A 16509-nucleotide genomic window follows, 5' to 3' on the forward strand; every position below is an offset into this window, starting at 1 on the left:
GAGAGATAAGCTTTGCTCTTGGGGAGCGAGACGGTCGCGGTAGGCTCTACCGTACCTTAATTTTTTGTCAATTACGGCTTTACATTACCTACAATTTCAATTTGCAGAAATAGTAACGAACCTCCCTCTCTAAGAATAGGAGAAGCGTGACACTCTTGACAATATTAATCTGCATTATATTTTCTCATTTTTAATATTATTTTTGGTGATAATGAATTTTGATTAAGTTTTGTTAAGTTTTTGAGAGATAAAATCATGCCATAAGATTTTTAACTCTATTTTATAGAGCCATATTGATTTAAGCTCTATAAAAATGTACAAAAAATCGAGAGATCAAGGCTGAGAGCAAACCCAAAGGCGAAATCTTGGTATAGTAAATTGATAATTCATAAGAATTTTCTAATTTAACTTAAATGACTGATTTTCTCCTCCAGACCAGTTGGTGGATTCCTTTGTATGGCTTATTTGGGGCAATCTTGACCTTACCTTGGTCAACAGGACTGGTGCGACGAACCGGGCCAAGACCCGCCGCCTACTTTAATTTGTTAATGACGGTTTTGGCTTTTATACATGGTTCAGTGATTTTCCGTACCACCTGGGATGAACCCATTCAGCAAATTATTATCCATTGGGTACAAACCACCGATTTAGACCTGTCCTTAGCCCTGGAAATTTCCCCAGTGAGTTTAGGGTCAATGGAATTAGTCACCAGCCTAAGTTTAATTGCTCAATGTTACGCCCTAGGATACATGGAAAAAGACTGGGCACTGGCTCGTTTTTTTGCCCTGATGGGATTCTTTGAAGCGGCAATTAGTGGATTAGCGTTGAGTGATTCTTTATTACTTAGTTATATTCTCCTAGAGTTATTAACCCTTTCTACCTATCTCCTCGTTGGCTTCTGGTATGCTCAACCGTTGGTAGTGACGGCTGCTAGGGATGCCTTTCTCACGAAACGGGTGGGGGATGTGTTGCTATTGATGGGGGTGGTTTATCTCTCGACAACGGCCGGAAGTTTGAGTTTTTCCGATTTGGAAACCTGGTCAGAAACGGCCTCCTTACCCCCGTTAACGGCTACCTTACTGGGTTTAGCGTTAATTGCGGGGCCGATTGGAAAATGTGCTCAATTTCCCTTGCATTTGTGGTTAGATGAAGCGATGGAAGGCCCAAACCCAGCCTCGATTCTGCGAAATTCGGTGGTGGTGGCTAGTGGGGCCTATGTTTTAATCAAACTACAACCCGTTTTAGCATTATCTCCGATTGCTTCAACAACGTTGGTCGTTTTAGGCACGGTCACGGCCATTGGTGCTTCCCTGGTTTCGATTGCTCAAATTGATATTAAACGGGCCTTATCCCATTCCACCAGTGCCTATTTAGGATTGGTATTTATTGCGGTTGGAGAAAGTCAAGTTGATATTGCCCTTTTATTATTGTTAACCCATGCGATCGCTAAATCTCTAATTTTCATGAGTGCGGGTTCAATTATTCTCACCACCAACACCCAAGATTTAACGGAAATGGGCGGGTTATGGTCAAAAATGCCCGCCACGACAACGGCTTTTATTGTGGGGTCGGCGGGTTTAGTAGCGTTAATGCCCTTGGGAACGTTTTGGACGATGCGGCGTTGGGTCAATGGATTTTGGACAGTTCCCCTGTGGTTAATTTTAGTGTTGCTATTGGTGAATTGTTTAACAGCTTTGAATTTAACCCGGATTTTTGGGTTAGTTTTTGCCGGAAAACCGCAACAAAAAACCAGACGCGCCCCAGAAGTTGCATGGCCAATGGCAGTACCAATGGTTGCCATGATTATTGTGACTTTATTAGTTCCAATGATGTTACAACAATGGCAATTATTACTCAGTTGGAATGCACCTTTCGTTGAAGTTCCTGCTTCTGGATTTGCTGAGACTTTGCGTCAAGTAACAGTTCCTTTACTGTTAATTTCTGGTTTAATCGGAGTGACAATTGGAGGAGCTATTTATTTATATGGAATGGGTTCTAAACCGTTCAAATTACCCTGGAAAGGATTGCAAGATTTATTCGCCTACGATTTTTATATTGATCGAGTTTACAATCTCACGGTTGTTTTATTGGTCAGTCGAATTTCTGCGTTGAGTGCTTGGATTGATCGCTATATTATTGATGGAATTGTTAATGCTTTTGGTTTAGCAACCTTGTTTAGTGGAGAAGGCTTAAAATATAGCATTTCTGGACAATCCCAATTTTATCTGCTCACCATTGCTGTCGGAGTCGGAGGACTCGTGGGACTGATGTTGTGGCTCTTTTAATCCCAGATTTAGACAGATCGACTGATAACTAATTATGGGCGGGGAAACCCCGCCCCTACAACTGATAACTGATTTATGCTTAGTGTATTAATTTGGGTTCCTTTGTTAGGTGCGGCTTTAATTGCTTTTTGGCCGAATATTTCGGGTAAAACGGCTCGTCAATTGTCATTGGCGATCGCTGGAGGGTTATTTTTATGGTCGTTAGTTTTAGCCGGATTATTTGATCCGAGTAATCCCTCCTTACAATTTAAAGAATATATTCCTTGGATTAAACCCTTGGGATTAAATTACTATTTAGGGGTTGATGGTTTATCGTTACCTTTAGTAATTTTAAATGGTTTATTAATTACCATTGCGATCGCCAGTACGGATTTATTTATTAGTCGCCATCAACTTTATTATGCGTCTATATTGCTGATTGCGGCTGGAATTGCCGGAACATTTTTATCCCAAAATCTCTTATTGTTTCTGCTGTTTTATGAAGTAGAACTGATTCCCCTTTATCTATTAATTGCGATTTGGGGAGGGAAACGCAAAGGTTATGCAGCCACTAAATTTCTACTTTATACCGCCATTTCCGGCTTTTTAATTTTAGCTTCCTTTTTAGGGATTGTTTGGCTAACTCATACCCTTGATTTTGATTTAGATACGATTAGTTCAACGGCGTTAGGAGTCTCCTCTTTACCCTTAACAACTCAACTAATTTTATTAGGAGGTCTTTTAATTGGATTTGGAATTAAAATCCCTCTGGTTCCCTTCCATACCTGGCTACCGGATGCTCACGTTGAAGCCTCAACCCCCGTTTCTATTCTCTTAGCCGGGGTTTTATTAAAGTTAGGAACCTACGGACTATTAAGATTTGGTGTAGGCCTATTTCCTGATGCTTGGTTAGTAATTTCTCCCTGGATGGCAAGTTGGGCCGTAGTAACGGTTTTATATGGAGCTTTTTGTGCCATTTATCAGAAAGATATGAAGAAAATGGTCGCCTATAGTTCTATTGCTCACATGGGGTATATTTTACTGGCGTTTGCTGCCGCTAACTCCATCAGTTTGTTAGGGTCTGTGATGCAAATGGTCAGTCATGGTTTAATCTCAGGATTAATGTTTTTAACCGTTGGAGTTGTATATCGAAAAGCCGGAAGTCGAGACTTAGATATTATTCAAGGATTATTGAATCCAGAACGGGGTTTACCCTTAATTGGAACCATCATGATTATGGCAGTCATGGCGAGTGCAGGGATACCCGGTTTAGTCGGATTTGTGGCAGAATTTATTATATTTCGAGGCAGTATGGAAGTCTTTCCAGTCCAAACTTTATTGTGCATGATCGGAACCGGATTAACCTCCGTTTACTTCATAATTATGATGAATAAAGCTTTCTTTGGTCGCCTCTCAGAATATGTGGTAAATTTGCCTCCCGTCCAATGGCGCGATCGAATTCCAGCGATAGTTTTAGCCTTAATTATTGTTGTGTTAGGAATTCAACCGAATCTGATGGTGAGATTAAGTGATGCGTCTACAACAGCGTTAGCTCATACTCAACCTTTGTTTGCGAATCATCTCCTAGAAAAACCTTAATATTCCTCAATGGGACTCTGACTTTCTGGGAGAGAGTCAGAGTCATTCTTCACTTAGAATCCACTTGTTTGTACAATAAAATCAACTGCAATTTTAATCAAAACTTTAAACAAAATGACCCCTACCCAATTTTCTGCTACCTCTCAACATCCTCTGTCTGAGTATATTTATCGCCTAGAGTCCGGTGAAGCCTTATTACCCGATTATCCCGAAAATTTGGTTGAAGTTGTTGGCATTTTAAAAAGTTATGGTATTGTTCTGGATGCTTATTCCAAGAATTTAATTTATATTGCGGAGGGGCAATTTTTAGAATTATTTCCGTTTTTTAAATATTTTAATGGAGAGGTAAAAACCCAAAAAATATTTCAATATTTGTGGCATGATCGGATTAATTTTGAATATGCTGAATATTGTATGAAAATTATGTTTTGGCATGGGGGAGGAGCCTTAGATCGCTATTTAGATTCTCCTGAATTTGTGCAGTTAGCCACCGCCGCAATTCAAGCCAAAATCAAGGGAAATCTAATCATTCAACCGTTACACCAACTTTTCCCAGAATTTCTACTTGAACAAATTCGACAACTTGCTTATTACAGTGGATTAGGTCAATTTTGGCGGGTGATGAGTGATATGTTTATTTCCTTGAGCGATCGCTATGATCAAGGAGAAATTAAATCGATTCCTGATGTAGTCAATCATATTTTATTAGCCTTAGTAGAAGCTGCCAATAAACCGATTACTTATAGTGTAAAAATCAATAATAAAGTTTATGATATCCTGCCAAAATCTGCCGGATTAACCTTTTTAATGGATACGGCTGTTCCCTATGTTGAAGCGGTTTTCTTTCGAGGAGCCCCTTTCCCTGGAACAGTTTCTTATAATGCTCAAGCCCATCAAATTCCCACAGAACAAAAAGACTTTGCTTATGGTGCATTATACGCCGATCCCTTACCCATTGGCGGTTCAGGAATTCCCCCAACTCAATTAATGCAGGATATGCGTCATTTTCTTCCCGATTATTTACATAATATTTATCAAAATAGTTGTCGAGGAGAAGACGATTTACGGGTGCAGATTTGCCAAAGTTTTCAAAAGTCTATGTTCTGTGTAACAACAGCCGCTATTATTGGATTAGCACCCCATCCTATTAGTACAACTGATCCCGAACAAAAACAAGCTAATCGTATCTATTTTGAAAACTGGATGGATCGCTTTTTAAACTCTCGTTTAGGGGAAGTTAATAAACCGACATCCAGGGAATGTAAGCTATTTCCAGAACGTTAAAAGACTAGAAACCGGGTTTCTGATTAGTTAAAACCAGAGCGAGGATTATCAAATGGTAGCAACACCGGAAAGTTTACAAAAATTTATTGATTTTTGTAAAGAACATATCACAGGACAAGAAAGAAAAGAAGCACAAACTTTTTTAGATCGTTTTTTTAAAGCATTCGGTTATGAGGGTGCTTTAGAAGCGGGAGCAAAATATGAGGAAGCGATCAAAAAAGCGAGTCAAAAAGGTAAAACTGGTTTTGCTGATTTAATTTGGAAACCTAAAGTTTTAATTGAGATGAAACAACGGGGTGAGGATCTAAATAAACATTATGCCCAAGCTTTTGCTTATTGGCAACGTTTAGTACCTAATCGCCCTCGTTATGTGATTCTTTGTAATTTTGATGAATTTTGGATTTTTGATTTTGATAATCAATTAGATGAACCTGTTGATAAAGTTGCTCTGATTAACTTAGTAGAAAGAGCGAGTGCTTTTGCTTTTATGGAGTTGGGAAATCGGACTCCTGTTTTTAGAAATAATCAAGTAGAAATTACTGAAATTGCGGCGCGAAGAATGGGAGAATTATTTACAACTTTACAACAAAGATTATCAAAAGAAAGCAATTCTGAATTAATCGCTCAACGCTTTATTTTACAATGTGTGTTAGCCATGTTTGCCGAAGATCGGGGATTATTACCTCAAGATTTATTTATTGCTTGTGTACAAGATTGTCTGCAAAATAAACTAAGCTCTTATGATATCATTGGGGGATTATTTAGAGAAATGAATCAAACCGGAATTACTCCGGCTGGGCGTTATAAATCTGAAAAGTCGGCTATTACCTATAATATCGGTCAAAGATGGGCTGTGACTCTTTGCCCGGAAGCAGAAGAAAAACTGGAATTGAAAGTTGCAAAAATCATTGAGTATTTAGACAAAAATTATCTCTTAAAGCAATGGGTAATATCTGATATTGAAGCTACGGGAAGTTACGGCAATTGCTTGACTTCGCGGTGTAATAATCAGGAAATATTTCAAGTATTTACTTCTGATTTGTTGGAGGTAATGGGGGAAGAAGGTCAAGTTATTGAATTAGATGCTAGTTTAATAAAAGATGACGAGGAATGGTTTAAAATATTGATTAGAGATGGGGTTTCAATTGATTTACTGGGGAGAGGAGAGATGATACCACTGACGGTTTTGGGGAAATATGTTTATGTTGACAAAGAACTATTTATGTGGTGAATAATATATGACAGCAAAAATAAACATCAGCAACTTGGGTAATTCCTTAGCTTTGCCAATACCGGACTATATTGTAAAATTTTTCAACCTGAAAGCAGAGGACTCAGTAATTTGCAGTATAGAAAATGGAAAAATGGTTATAGAGCCTGTAAATAATAAAATTTCAAAATATACCCTAGATGAATTATTAGCAGGCGAAATAGAACCGGGCGAAGAAATCTCTTGGGGAAAACCAGAAGGAGAAGAATTTTGGTAAATTATATCCCCGAACTATCCACGAGAAAAATATTAAACTACTTGTTTACCATCACTACTCTCAATATAACGCCGCAACACCGAATTAATTGTAGTTTTGTACTCGGCACTTTGCTCTCGAAACCATGCTATCACCTCAGCATCTAACTGAATCAAATTACGAGCTTGGGCGGCTGGTATTCTTAGCGTAGCATGATCAAAAAATTCATCCGTCAAAGGTGGAATATCAGAGTAATCAATATCCTCATCATTCATCGCTTCTAATGCTTTCCAATTAGTACGAGAGATATTGCTCGAATCGTTGACGCTCATATCGATTTGCCTTTCGTGCTGATATGATCCTAATTATATCATCCTGCCTTTGTTGTCCAGACAACAACCGCTACACCATTTCGCAAAAACCCGATCCCAATCCAACGATCCTCCCCATAGTCAGTACGTTGATCGATCTCTGTTAGCATCGGGCGATCAAACATCTCAGAAACATCTGCAAAATCAATCCGATGTTTGGCAATATTTTCCGATCTCTTTGCTTCGTCCCATTCAAACTGCATGAAAAATCAATCAATGCTAAGTAGAGTCTAAATTTATGATACGTTATTTCGCACTCAAAGAAACCGGGTTTCTGAGAAATTGCGATCGCGCCAACGCCAAGAAACCGGGTTTCTGCAATAACCTTTGTTTCCCAACCGAGAGATTTATTGAGAAACCCGGTTTCTGACCTCCAGCGTGCCACGAATATCTTCCAGAGTAGGAAAGTCTTCTGCCCATGTTCCAGCTAGGGAATAAACCAGTTCCGCCCAAGGAGTCGAAGTATCTAATGTAGCACTCGATGGGTTAGCATTCAGGTGCTGGGCGCGAATAAATTCCGCAAAAGTGAGAATTTCGCGGGATTGCTCTTGAGGAAGGCTTTTAACAATCTCGTAGATTTGTTCAATGATAGTCATAATCTGATTGGTGATAAAGTATGTTTATTGCTATTTAATCTAACTGATTTCATGTTATCATAAAATTACTTGAGAGCAGGAGGTAATGACCATGCAAACCCAAGAAAAACTAGCTATCGAAAAGCTACCACAAACAGAGAAACGTTATTACACGCCGGAGGAATATCTAGCATTAGAAGAAACTGCGATCGACAAAAGTGAATATCATGATGGGGAGATAGTAACAATGCCAGGCGGAACAACTAACCACAACAAACTCGCGCTGAATTTTTGCCGCAAATTTCCTTTGACTGTGAATGGTCAAGATTACGAGATATTTATCAATGATGTGCGTCTGTGGATACCCCAAACTCGCCGTTATGTCTATCCCGATATCATGGTGATTCAAGGAGAACCCATCTATCAAGAAAATAACCCAACAGTTGTGATAAATCCTTTAATGATTATTGAGGTTTTGTCTAATTCAACTAAAGACTATGACCGAGGGGGTAAATTTCTCGCCTATCGCTCAATTCCTGAATTTAAAGAATATATTTTAATTGACCAATATAGCTATCATATTGAACAATTTGCTAAAATTTCTAACGGGAAATGGGTATTAACAGAATATGATTTAGAAGAATCTATCTTAACCCTTGAATCCGTAGAATTTCAAATCCCGCTAAGAGATATTTACGAACGAATTAATTTTGAAGTTACAGATGAAGAAGGGAACGAACCAACAACTTAATTTCCAGTTAATTCTATATAATAATAAAAAAACCGAGTGTTACAAAAGCTATAAGTAGGTTGTTGCGCTTTAGCACCGTATCGTAAAAACGTGCTTCTGAGTGATTTCTTGACAAAATAAGCTATAGTATTTATTTTATAATATATTAATTATGACTCAAACCTTTCCCATCGAGCGCACGATTAAAACATTCAGTCAACCGCAAACCCAATTCAACCTCCAACGGAATACAGATGATCAATTTTTTACTGAATGGTTAAACCCTGATAGCGAAATAACAGAAAAGGAACAAAAAGCCCTTGATGCTATTCAGCAAAAATACTTTTATCAACTGTCTGATGGTCAACTGGGAGAAGAAACGATTAAATTGATTGTTCTCTCTCCATTACTTGATTTAGCGGGATTTTTTGATCCTCCATTTAGGTTTAAAACCGAAACAACTGTGCAAATTACAGCAGAAAGTGAGGATGTAATTTATCGAGGACGAATTGATGCGCTTGTTCTCCTAGAAACCCTGTGGGTTGTGGTCATAGAATCCAAAGAAACGAGTTTTTCTTTAGAACTTGCTTTACCACAAACCTTCGCTTATATGCTAACTAATCCCCATCCAGAACGACCTGTTTTTGGCATGGTAACAAATGGCGGAAATTTTATCTTTGTCAAACTGAACAATCAAGAATTTCCTCGATATGAATTATCTAATATATTTTCCTTGCTTCCGCGTCACAATCAACTGTATGATGTGTTATTAATTCTCAAATGTCTAGGACAAATGGTAGTATCTGATTGCTAAACTGTATGGTGTGTAAACTGCATCGGATGCACTAAACCTATAATTTAATCTGTTAACTTTATTCACCTAAATATGAAATCTTCTCGATTACAAAAACTGATAGCCTATCTGCGTCCCCATTGGAAAGCTGCCACATTAGGAATTGTCGCGCTATTTCTCGTTAACGCTGTGGGGGTTTATATTCCAATTTTAATTCGGGATGTAGTTGATGAGCTACAAGTGGCAATTGAGTTTAATACCGTACAGACTCAAGTATTTTGGATTTTTATTTTAGCCTCGATTATGTGGGTGATTCGGATGATTTCCCGCATTATTATTTTTGGGGTGGGTCGTCAAGTTGAATTTGATTTAAAACAAACGATTTTTAATCATTTATTAACCCTAGAACCCTCCTATTTCTCAGAAAGTACCGTTGGAGATTTAATTAATCGGTCTACCAGTGATGTTGATAATATTCGCCGTTTATTAGGGTTTGCTGTTCTCAGTATTGCGAATACGATATTTGCTTATGGGTTAACGCTTCCGGTGATGTTAGCCATTAACTTTCGCCTAACTTTATTATCAATTTCTGTTTACCCGTTCATGTTGATTTTAGTACAGGTGTTTAGTGGAAAACTCCGAGATCAACAAACAAATGTTCAGAACAAGCTCTCGAATATCAGTGATTTGATTCAAGAGGATATGAGTGGGATTTCTTTAATTAAAATTTATGCTCAAGAAGAAAATGAACGAAAAGCCTTTGCTGGGAATAATCAAGAATTATTTGAGGCAAATTTAGAGTTAGCAAAAACCCGAAATCTTTTGTTTCCAATATTAGGAGGAATTGCGAGTTTAAGTTTCTTGATTTTATTAGGAATTGGAGATGAATCAATCACGAATGGAGAACTCAGTATTGGTGATTTTGTCGCCTTAATTCTCTATGTAGAACGCTTAGTTTTCCCGACGGCTTTATTGGGATTTACAATTACGGCTTATCAACGGGGAGAAGTTAGTATTGATCGAGTTGAAGCCATTTTAAGTGTTGAACCTCGGATTAAAGATCCCTTAGAACCCTTAATATTACCGACTCCGGTTAAAGGCTGGTTAAGTGCATTTCATCTGAATTATACCTATCCTAGAACTAAAATTCCCGCTTTAAATGATGTTAATTTTTTGATTAAACCGGGGGAAACCGTTGCAATTGTTGGCCCTATTGGTTCAGGAAAAACAACTTTAGCTAATGCCATTCCTCGGTTATTAGATATTAAGATGGATCAGTTATTTGTAGATGGTCAGGATATTACTCAGTTAACATTATCAGATTTAAGAAGTGCGATCGCTTATGTCCCCCAGGAAAGCTTTTTATTTAGTACCACTATTAATAATAATATTGCCTATGGCAACCCCCTAGCCAAACTATCTGAAATTGAAGTTGCTGCTAAAATTGCTAAAATTCATGAAGAAATTTTGAATTTTCCCAAACAATATGAAACCCTGGTGGGAGAAAGAGGAATTCAATTATCCGGCGGACAACGACAACGAACAGCCTTAGCAAGAGCATTATTAGTGGATGCACCGATTTTAATTTTAGATGATGCTCTTTCCAGTGTGGATAATCAAACCGCGACGGAAATTTTACAGAATTTAAAAGCTGGAGTCCAACGCAAAACCGTTGTGTTTATTTCCCATCAAATGTCAGCGGCTGCCATGACTGATCGGATTTTTGTGATGGATAAAGGACATATTATTCAAACGGGAACCCATGCTGAATTAGTAGCCTTAAAAGGACTCTATCAGACCCTTTGGAATCAACATAAATTAGAGGAATTATTAGTTTAAATGAGTTAATTACCAAGCGGGTAAATTTGGATCTTCCTGACAAGTGGAAAGCGACAAAGGTTGAACACTTTGGATGGAAGTAATTCTCATCTGGCTACTCTCTGTATTAACATCTAAACAGGCACAGGTATAGCCATAATTGCCATTGGTTTTAACATATTCTGGCCCATCAAGATCGGGAATATTCTCCATTCCGCTTGCTTGATATCCTCCTTGAACCGAAAGAGTCCACGTCCCCTCTGTGTCTTTTAAAAACCAATTAGCAGGAGTGGGATTTGATAACCATCCACACCGGGTTTCTAGGGCGTTAGCAGGTAGATTTAGGGTAAAAAAGCAGGAAATTATAGTAGGTATAGCGCTACGCGAAAGGGAACAGGGAACAGGGAACAGTAAGAAGTGAAAGGGTTTCAAGATTTAGAAATGTCCTAACTGTAATGCGTAGTGCTATATCNTTTACTACCACTTCGGCTACGCTCAGTGCAAGCTTTAGTTTTTCGGGAGAGCTTTTTCTGTTTTTGGGCTAAATTTTTCTGATGGCGATACAAATGTTTAGGGTTAGCATATTTGGTTACAGTTTCTCCATTGTGAACAATTGCAAAATCTTTTAACCCTAGATCAATCCCGATAACTTTGTTGCTTAATTCCTTAACTCTGTTTGATTCTACTTCACATAAAATTGAAGCAAAATATTTATCAGTCGAAGTTTTGGAGATTGTTACCGTTTTAATCTTTCCTGTGACTTCTCTGTGAAATATCGCTTTAATTTCACCAATCTTAGGGACTTTTAGATATTCACCGTTAACAGTAACGCTCTGGGGATACTGAATTGATTGCTTGTGATGTTTAGACTTGAAATTAGGAAATTTAGCTCGTCCCTCAAAAAAGTTCTTGTAAGCTCTGTCTAAGTTTATAGCTACACATTGGAGAACCGATGAGTAGCAATCTTCTTTGAGCCAAGGATATTCTTTTTTGAGTTGAGGGAGCATTCCTTTGTAAGATGCTAATTTTAGGCTTTTGCCAGTTTCTTGATAGTGCTGAATACAGGCATTTAAGGCAAAATTCCAATACCATCTTGCACAACCAAATGACTTAGCTAACGCCAATCCCTGTTCGGGTGTTGGATAGAGTCTAACCTTTGTTGCCTTCAGCACTTTGAATCACCTCCTTGGTTGGGTGTTATGATTTTGCTATCAAATACAGAGGTCGGGTTTTTACTCTTGAAATGCTGAATCGGCTACATGAAATCCTAGAAGAATTACTCCAAAAGTGGGATTGTAAATTAATTGAGTTTAATGGTGAAGATGATCATGTTCATCTTCTTTTTCAATATCATCCAGATATCGCTCTGAGTAATTTAGTTAACAACCTCAAATCCGTGACATCTCGAAAACTCAGGCAAGAATTCTCTGGTTATTTAAGTTCTTTTTACTGGAAAGATGTTTTTTGGAATGGTTCTTACTTTGTTGCAAGTTGTGGCGGAATAACTATTTCAACCCTGAGACGATATATCGAGAATCAAAATCAACCTGATTGTTCCGATAATCCTTGACCGCAATTCATCCCACGCTGCCCTACCGGGTCAGACGTGGGGCTTCTTGCGGAAGATGCTAAAATGCCAATTAATTTCGGATGCGTGAAAATAGCTTTCCAACAGCAGACGGTTCAGACGTAAAGTTCCTAGCAGTGGGTCAAGACAGGATCAAGCTTGGCTGTTTATCCCTACTCTCGGTGAGTTTACCCTCGTTTCTGCTGCTGTCAGAAATAATTTTCTCCCCGAATTTTGACGAACTAAAGCCGAATTACCTATATTGGGTGTCTTGAGGCTTTATGATCAAGACTGTGTGTGGTGTGAATTGAAGGAGTAAGATGACTGCCAATAGCCAACTCATCTTTGGTAAGGGACTTCGGCGTGGGTTCACAAGGCGGGGGGTTTTGCCCTTGGCCTATCGAGCAATGCCTCGACCCCTCTCTCGACAGCGTTTAGACGAGGAATTTTTTAAGCGATTATTTGATATTGTCTTCTCTCTGTCTGTTCTGATTTTGTTTGCTCCGGTTTACTTGATTTTGGCTCTGCTGATAGCCTTAAGCTCTCCAGGGTCAGTTTTTTATGTACAGGAGCGAGTGGGGAAGAACCGAAAGTTGTTCGGATGTATTAAATTCAGAACGATGGTGAGTAATGCCGATGAAATATTAGCGCAAATGATGGAAACTTCTCCTCATCTGCGAGAAGAATTTCAGAATAATTTCAAACTCAAACATGATCCTAGAATTACTTGGATAGGTCGATTTTTACGGGTGACAAGTTTAGATGAATTCCCCCAATTTTGGAATGTTTTAATCGGTGACATGAGTGTAGTTGGCCCTAGACCTTTAGTGGTGGAAGAACTACATAAATATGGTCGTCACATGGATAAAATCTTAACCATTAGACCTGGGATTACTGGACTCTGGCAAGTTTCAGGACGGAATGATATTCCCTATCCTCGTCGAGTTCAGATGGATTTATACTATGTCACCTTTAAGAATTTTTCGACAGATTTGGGGATTGTCATTAAAACTATTGGTGTTGTCATTTTTCCTAAAAATAATGGAGCTTATTAGTTCAAGATAAAAAATACAAAATTCAGGGATAACTTGAAGCTTATTTTATTTTTCTTGAACCCCAAAATTGAGGATTTATTTATCCCTAAACCTTCTGACATAGATAGGTTTAGGGATTTATTATGAGTCCCATAGACGGACAATTCAGGATAGAGTGGAACAGGCAACATGATCTGTTATTTTCCTGGGGATGAAATTGCCACATAGAAGTATGAATTAAAATTCGCCTTGAATTAAAACTGATGTCAGGTTAATTTGGTTATGGGTGCTGATCCAAAACTGACGAACCCGCAAGATCACGGTTATAGATTCGAGTGCTCAATTGCTGATGATCTTCTGGGGTGCAGATTGAATACACTCCCCTGATTAGTTATTATATATAATTAACCTAGGGAATATTAACTAACAAAACTCTAAGGAATAGTTTAAATGACGGAACGGAAACGAGCCTTAATTACTGGAATTACAGGTCAAGATGGCTCATACTTGAGTGAATTGTTACTAGAAAAAGGCTATGAAGTTCATGGAATCATCCGCCGATGTTCTAGCTTTAATACCGAGCGTATTGACCATATTTATAAAGATCCTCATAACGTTGAGGCGCGATTATTTCTACACTATGGAGATTTAACCGATGGCACAACTTTACGCCGAATTTTGGAAGAAGTTAAACCCGTAGAAATTTATAACCTCGGTGCTCAATCCCATGTTCGGGTAAGTTTTGACTCTCCAGAATATACCGTTGATACTGTTGGAATGGGGGTCTTACGTCTATTAGAAGCCATTCGAGATTATCAACAACGTACCGGAATTGAAGTCCGCTTTTATCAAGCAGGTTCTTCAGAAATGTTCGGGAAGGTGGTAGAAATTCCTCAAAAAGAAACCACACCGTTTTATCCCCGCAGTCCCTACGCCTGCGCTAAAGTTTATGGACATTGGCAAACGATAAACTATCGGGAATCCTACGGTTTATTTGCCTGTAATGGGATTTTATTTAACCATGAAAGTCCCCGTCGCGGCCCTACTTTTGTCACCCGGAAAATTACCCGTGCTGTGGCTCGAATTGTTAAGGGAAAACAAAAAGAAATCTATTTAGGAAATCTCGATTCTAAGCGAGATTGGGGTTATGCTAAAGATTATGTGCGAGCAATGTGGCTGATGCTCCAACATTCGGAAGCAGATGATTATGTGGTTGCTACAAACGAAACCCATTCTATTCGGGAATTCCTAGATATTGCCTTTGGTCATGTCAATTTAGATTGGCAAAATTATGTCAAATTCGATGAACGTTATTTGCGTCCGGCGGAAGTGGATATTTTAATTGGTGACCCCGCTAAAGCCAAAGAAAAATTAGGATGGGAACTGACTGTTACCTTTGAAGAATTGGTAAAATTAATGGTAGATTCCGATCTCAAAGCCTTAGAAGAAACTCAAGAAGCAAGCCATCACTTTGATTAATTACGGATACAATAGGGGCTAAATTCATGAATTCACTGGATTTAACAAATAAACGGATTCTGGTAACAGGGGGTGCGGGTTTTTTGGGTCGTCAAGTGGTGGCTCAACTGCATCAAGCGGGAGCCGATCCCAATCTGATTATGATCCCTCGTTCTAAGGATTATAATCTGTGTACCTTAGACGCTTGCCAAAAAGTTGTTCAGGGTCAAGATATTGTCATTCATTTGGCGGCGCACGTTGGGGGAATTGGCTTAAATTTAATCAAACCTGCGGAACTTTTCTATGATAATTTGATCATGGGAACTCAATTAATTGACAGCGCTTATCGTGCGGGAGTCGAAAAGTTTGTCTGTGTGGGGACAATTTGCGCCTATCCAAAGTTTACCCCAGTTCCTTTCAAAGAAGATGATCTTTGGGACGGATATCCCGAAGAAACTAACGCACCTTATGGAATTGCTAAAAAAGCCTTATTGGTGCAATTACAATCCTATCGTCAACAGTATGGTTTTAACGGTATCTATCTGTTACCCGTGAATTTATACGGCCCAGAAGATAATTTTGATCCCAAAAGTTCCCACGTTATTCCGGCTTTAATTTGCAAGGTTTATGAAGCTCAAAAACGAGGAGATCAGACCCTTCCCGTTTGGGGAGATGGTAGTCCTACCCGCGAGTTTCTCTATTCAACGGATGCAGCGCGGGGAATTGTGAGAGCGACTCAATTATACAATGAACCCGATCCAGTGAATTTAGGCACAAATCAGGAAATCAAAATTAAAGACTTAGTAGAAACGATTTGTGAATTAATGGAATTTGAGGGGGAAATTGTCTGGGAAACCGATAAACCGAATGGTCAACCTCGCCGTTGTTTAGATACAACGAGAGCCAAAGAAAAGTTCGGTTTTGTAGCAGAAGTTGGCTTTAAAGAAGGGTTGAAAAATACTATTGATTGGTATCGTCAGCACGCCGAATAATTGTTGAGCCATAAGGGTTAGTAGGATGGGCTATACCCATTCTACTATTAAACCCCTTCCTTAAAATTTCTCTATACTTAACCTTCAGGGTTAATTAACTCCATTGCTTGATTTAACAATTCTTCTGGATTGACTAACTGTTCTAATTGTTTTGAGTCATAAATTCCTTCTGAAACTTCTAAAGATGCTTTGTTAAGGGCTTGAAAATAAGCTTCTTCTAAAGTTGCATATAAATCTTCATCAGGAAGATAAATACCTTTTGATTTCGGCCGTTTGTTTAAACCTCGAATTTCTAAAATTGAGTTCCGAATGGAAACATCCCAAGAGCGAGTGGTGCGATTTTCAACTTTTCGTTTAATTAAATGCAACAGCAGAATTACACCATAACTGCGAATATTATTGATAATATCTTTACGACCCATTTCTTCTAATTCTTCCACAACAGCAAGAGAACCTGAAATATCGCCTTTAAGCAAAAGTTCTTTAAGGGTTAAGATTTCTTCCATAGGACAGCAAGGAACAAGATTAACTGTATTATAGCTTAGATAACAAAATCCA

Annotated in this window: 18 protein-coding genes; 12 read left to right on the forward strand and 6 right to left on the reverse strand. The window is 38.6% G+C overall.

Annotation, left to right across the window (positions count from 1 at the left end):
* The first annotated feature begins 413 nt into the window (after nt 1–413).
* From PL8927_RS09970 to PL8927_RS09990, 5 genes are all read left to right on the forward strand, one after another.
* A complete protein-coding gene (locus PL8927_RS09970) occupies nt 414–2285 on the forward strand; it encodes an NAD(P)H-quinone oxidoreductase subunit F (RefSeq protein ID WP_083620652.1) in 1872 nt (623 codons plus the stop codon).
* 75 nt (nt 2286–2360) lie between these two features.
* Entirely contained in the window at nt 2361–3863 is a 1503-nt protein-coding gene (locus PL8927_RS09975; RefSeq protein WP_083620655.1) for an NADH-quinone oxidoreductase subunit M, read from the forward strand.
* A gap of 114 nt (nt 3864–3977) precedes the next feature.
* Nucleotides 3978–5147: a CO2 hydration protein gene (locus tag PL8927_RS09980; protein ID WP_083620657.1), complete on the forward strand. Its 1170-nt coding sequence runs from the start codon at nt 3978–3980 to the stop codon at nt 5145–5147.
* A 52-nt stretch (nt 5148–5199) separates the two neighbouring features.
* A complete protein-coding gene (locus tag PL8927_RS28005) occupies nt 5200–6378 on the forward strand; it encodes a type IIL restriction-modification enzyme MmeI (RefSeq protein ID WP_197047373.1) in 1179 nt (392 codons plus the stop codon).
* Between the two features lie 7 nt (nt 6379–6385).
* The gene (locus PL8927_RS09990; RefSeq protein WP_083620659.1) at nt 6386–6634 is read left to right on the forward strand and encodes an AbrB/MazE/SpoVT family DNA-binding domain-containing protein; all 249 of its coding nucleotides are present in this window, start codon (nt 6386–6388) and stop codon (nt 6632–6634) included.
* A 32-nt stretch (nt 6635–6666) separates the two neighbouring features.
* Here the strand turns inward: PL8927_RS09990 and PL8927_RS09995 are convergent, their stop codons facing one another.
* From PL8927_RS09995 to PL8927_RS10005, 3 genes are all read right to left on the reverse strand, one after another.
* Nucleotides 6667–6945, reverse strand: a complete 279-nt coding sequence (locus PL8927_RS09995) for a BrnA antitoxin family protein (RefSeq protein ID WP_083620662.1) — start codon at nt 6943–6945, stop codon at nt 6667–6669.
* A 38-nt stretch (nt 6946–6983) separates the two neighbouring features.
* Entirely contained in the window at nt 6984–7187 is a 204-nt protein-coding gene (locus PL8927_RS10000) for a BrnT family toxin (protein ID WP_231505973.1), read from the reverse strand.
* A gap of 144 nt (nt 7188–7331) precedes the next feature.
* A complete protein-coding gene (locus tag PL8927_RS10005; RefSeq protein WP_083620665.1) occupies nt 7332–7580 on the reverse strand; it encodes a DUF2281 domain-containing protein in 249 nt (82 codons plus the stop codon).
* A 91-nt stretch (nt 7581–7671) separates the two neighbouring features.
* On the opposite strand from PL8927_RS10005, the gene PL8927_RS10010 reads away from it, so the two are divergent.
* The 3 genes from PL8927_RS10010 (at nt 7672) to PL8927_RS10020 (ending at nt 10921) form a co-directional block, all read left to right on the forward strand.
* Entirely contained in the window at nt 7672–8310 is a 639-nt protein-coding gene (locus PL8927_RS10010) for a Uma2 family endonuclease (RefSeq protein WP_083620668.1), read from the forward strand.
* A 151-nt stretch (nt 8311–8461) separates the two neighbouring features.
* Nucleotides 8462–9103: a type I restriction endonuclease gene (locus PL8927_RS10015; protein ID WP_083620671.1), complete on the forward strand. Its 642-nt coding sequence runs from the start codon at nt 8462–8464 to the stop codon at nt 9101–9103.
* Nucleotides 9104–9175: 72 nt separating this feature from the next.
* A complete protein-coding gene (locus PL8927_RS10020; protein ID WP_083620674.1) occupies nt 9176–10921 on the forward strand; it encodes an ABC transporter ATP-binding protein in 1746 nt (581 codons plus the stop codon).
* Between the two features lie 9 nt (nt 10922–10930).
* Here the strand turns inward: PL8927_RS10020 and PL8927_RS10025 are convergent, their stop codons facing one another.
* Together PL8927_RS10025 and PL8927_RS10030 are read right to left on the reverse strand one after the other, a co-directional pair.
* Complete coding sequence (locus PL8927_RS10025; RefSeq protein ID WP_231505974.1) at nt 10931–11332, reverse strand: DUF4087 domain-containing protein; 402 nt, start codon at nt 11330–11332, stop codon at nt 10931–10933.
* Between the two features lie 14 nt (nt 11333–11346).
* Nucleotides 11347–12072: an RNA-guided endonuclease InsQ/TnpB family protein gene (locus PL8927_RS10030; RefSeq protein WP_231505975.1), complete on the reverse strand. Its 726-nt coding sequence runs from the start codon at nt 12070–12072 to the stop codon at nt 11347–11349.
* 5 nt (nt 12073–12077) lie between these two features.
* On the opposite strand from PL8927_RS10030, the gene tnpA reads away from it, so the two are divergent.
* The 4 genes from tnpA to PL8927_RS10050 all read left to right on the forward strand — a co-directional run bounded on the left by tnpA (nt 12078) and on the right by PL8927_RS10050 (nt 15951).
* Nucleotides 12078–12470, forward strand: coding sequence for an IS200/IS605 family transposase (tnpA, locus tag PL8927_RS10035; protein WP_083620676.1), 393 nt, complete (start codon nt 12078–12080; stop codon nt 12468–12470).
* A gap of 317 nt (nt 12471–12787) precedes the next feature.
* On the forward strand, nt 12788–13522 hold the full coding sequence (locus tag PL8927_RS10040) for a sugar transferase (RefSeq protein ID WP_083620680.1): 735 nt from the start codon (nt 12788–12790) through the stop codon (nt 13520–13522).
* Between the two features lie 429 nt (nt 13523–13951).
* Nucleotides 13952–14980, forward strand: a complete 1029-nt coding sequence (gmd, locus tag PL8927_RS10045; protein ID WP_083620683.1) for a GDP-mannose 4,6-dehydratase — start codon at nt 13952–13954, stop codon at nt 14978–14980.
* Nucleotides 14981–15006: 26 nt separating this feature from the next.
* Nucleotides 15007–15951, forward strand: coding sequence for a GDP-L-fucose synthase family protein (locus tag PL8927_RS10050; RefSeq protein WP_083620685.1), 945 nt, complete (start codon nt 15007–15009; stop codon nt 15949–15951).
* 77 nt (nt 15952–16028) lie between these two features.
* Here the strand turns inward: PL8927_RS10050 and PL8927_RS10055 are convergent, their stop codons facing one another.
* A complete protein-coding gene (locus PL8927_RS10055) occupies nt 16029–16457 on the reverse strand; it encodes a DUF29 family protein (protein WP_083620687.1) in 429 nt (142 codons plus the stop codon).
* Nucleotides 16458–16509: the final 52 nt, after the last annotated feature.

Source organism: Planktothrix serta PCC 8927 (assembly GCF_900010725.2).
Lineage (GTDB): Bacteria > Cyanobacteriota > Cyanobacteriia > Cyanobacteriales > Microcoleaceae > Planktothrix > Planktothrix serta.

Coding starts and splice junctions, on each gene's coding strand:
- PL8927_RS09970 (WP_083620652.1), top strand. CDS start 414: ATGACTGATTTTCTCCTCCAGACCAGTTGGTGGATTCCTTTGTATGGC.
- PL8927_RS09975 (WP_083620655.1), top strand. CDS start 2,361: ATGCTTAGTGTATTAATTTGGGTTCCTTTGTTAGGTGCGGCTTTAATT.
- PL8927_RS09980 (WP_083620657.1), top strand. CDS start 3,978: ATGACCCCTACCCAATTTTCTGCTACCTCTCAACATCCTCTGTCTGAG.
- PL8927_RS28005 (WP_197047373.1), top strand. CDS start 5,200: ATGGTAGCAACACCGGAAAGTTTACAAAAATTTATTGATTTTTGTAAA.
- PL8927_RS09990 (WP_083620659.1), top strand. CDS start 6,386: ATGACAGCAAAAATAAACATCAGCAACTTGGGTAATTCCTTAGCTTTG.
- PL8927_RS09995 (WP_083620662.1), bottom strand. CDS start 6,945: ATGAGCGTCAACGATTCGAGCAATATCTCTCGTACTAATTGGAAAGCA.
- PL8927_RS10000 (WP_231505973.1), bottom strand. CDS start 7,187: ATGCAGTTTGAATGGGACGAAGCAAAGAGATCGGAAAATATTGCCAAA.
- PL8927_RS10005 (WP_083620665.1), bottom strand. CDS start 7,580: ATGACTATCATTGAACAAATCTACGAGATTGTTAAAAGCCTTCCTCAA.
- PL8927_RS10010 (WP_083620668.1), top strand. CDS start 7,672: ATGCAAACCCAAGAAAAACTAGCTATCGAAAAGCTACCACAAACAGAG.
- PL8927_RS10015 (WP_083620671.1), top strand. CDS start 8,462: ATGACTCAAACCTTTCCCATCGAGCGCACGATTAAAACATTCAGTCAA.
- PL8927_RS10020 (WP_083620674.1), top strand. CDS start 9,176: ATGAAATCTTCTCGATTACAAAAACTGATAGCCTATCTGCGTCCCCAT.
- PL8927_RS10040 (WP_083620680.1), top strand. CDS start 12,788: ATGACTGCCAATAGCCAACTCATCTTTGGTAAGGGACTTCGGCGTGGG.
- gmd (WP_083620683.1), top strand. CDS start 13,952: ATGACGGAACGGAAACGAGCCTTAATTACTGGAATTACAGGTCAAGAT.
- PL8927_RS10050 (WP_083620685.1), top strand. CDS start 15,007: ATGAATTCACTGGATTTAACAAATAAACGGATTCTGGTAACAGGGGGT.
- PL8927_RS10055 (WP_083620687.1), bottom strand. CDS start 16,457: ATGGAAGAAATCTTAACCCTTAAAGAACTTTTGCTTAAAGGCGATATT.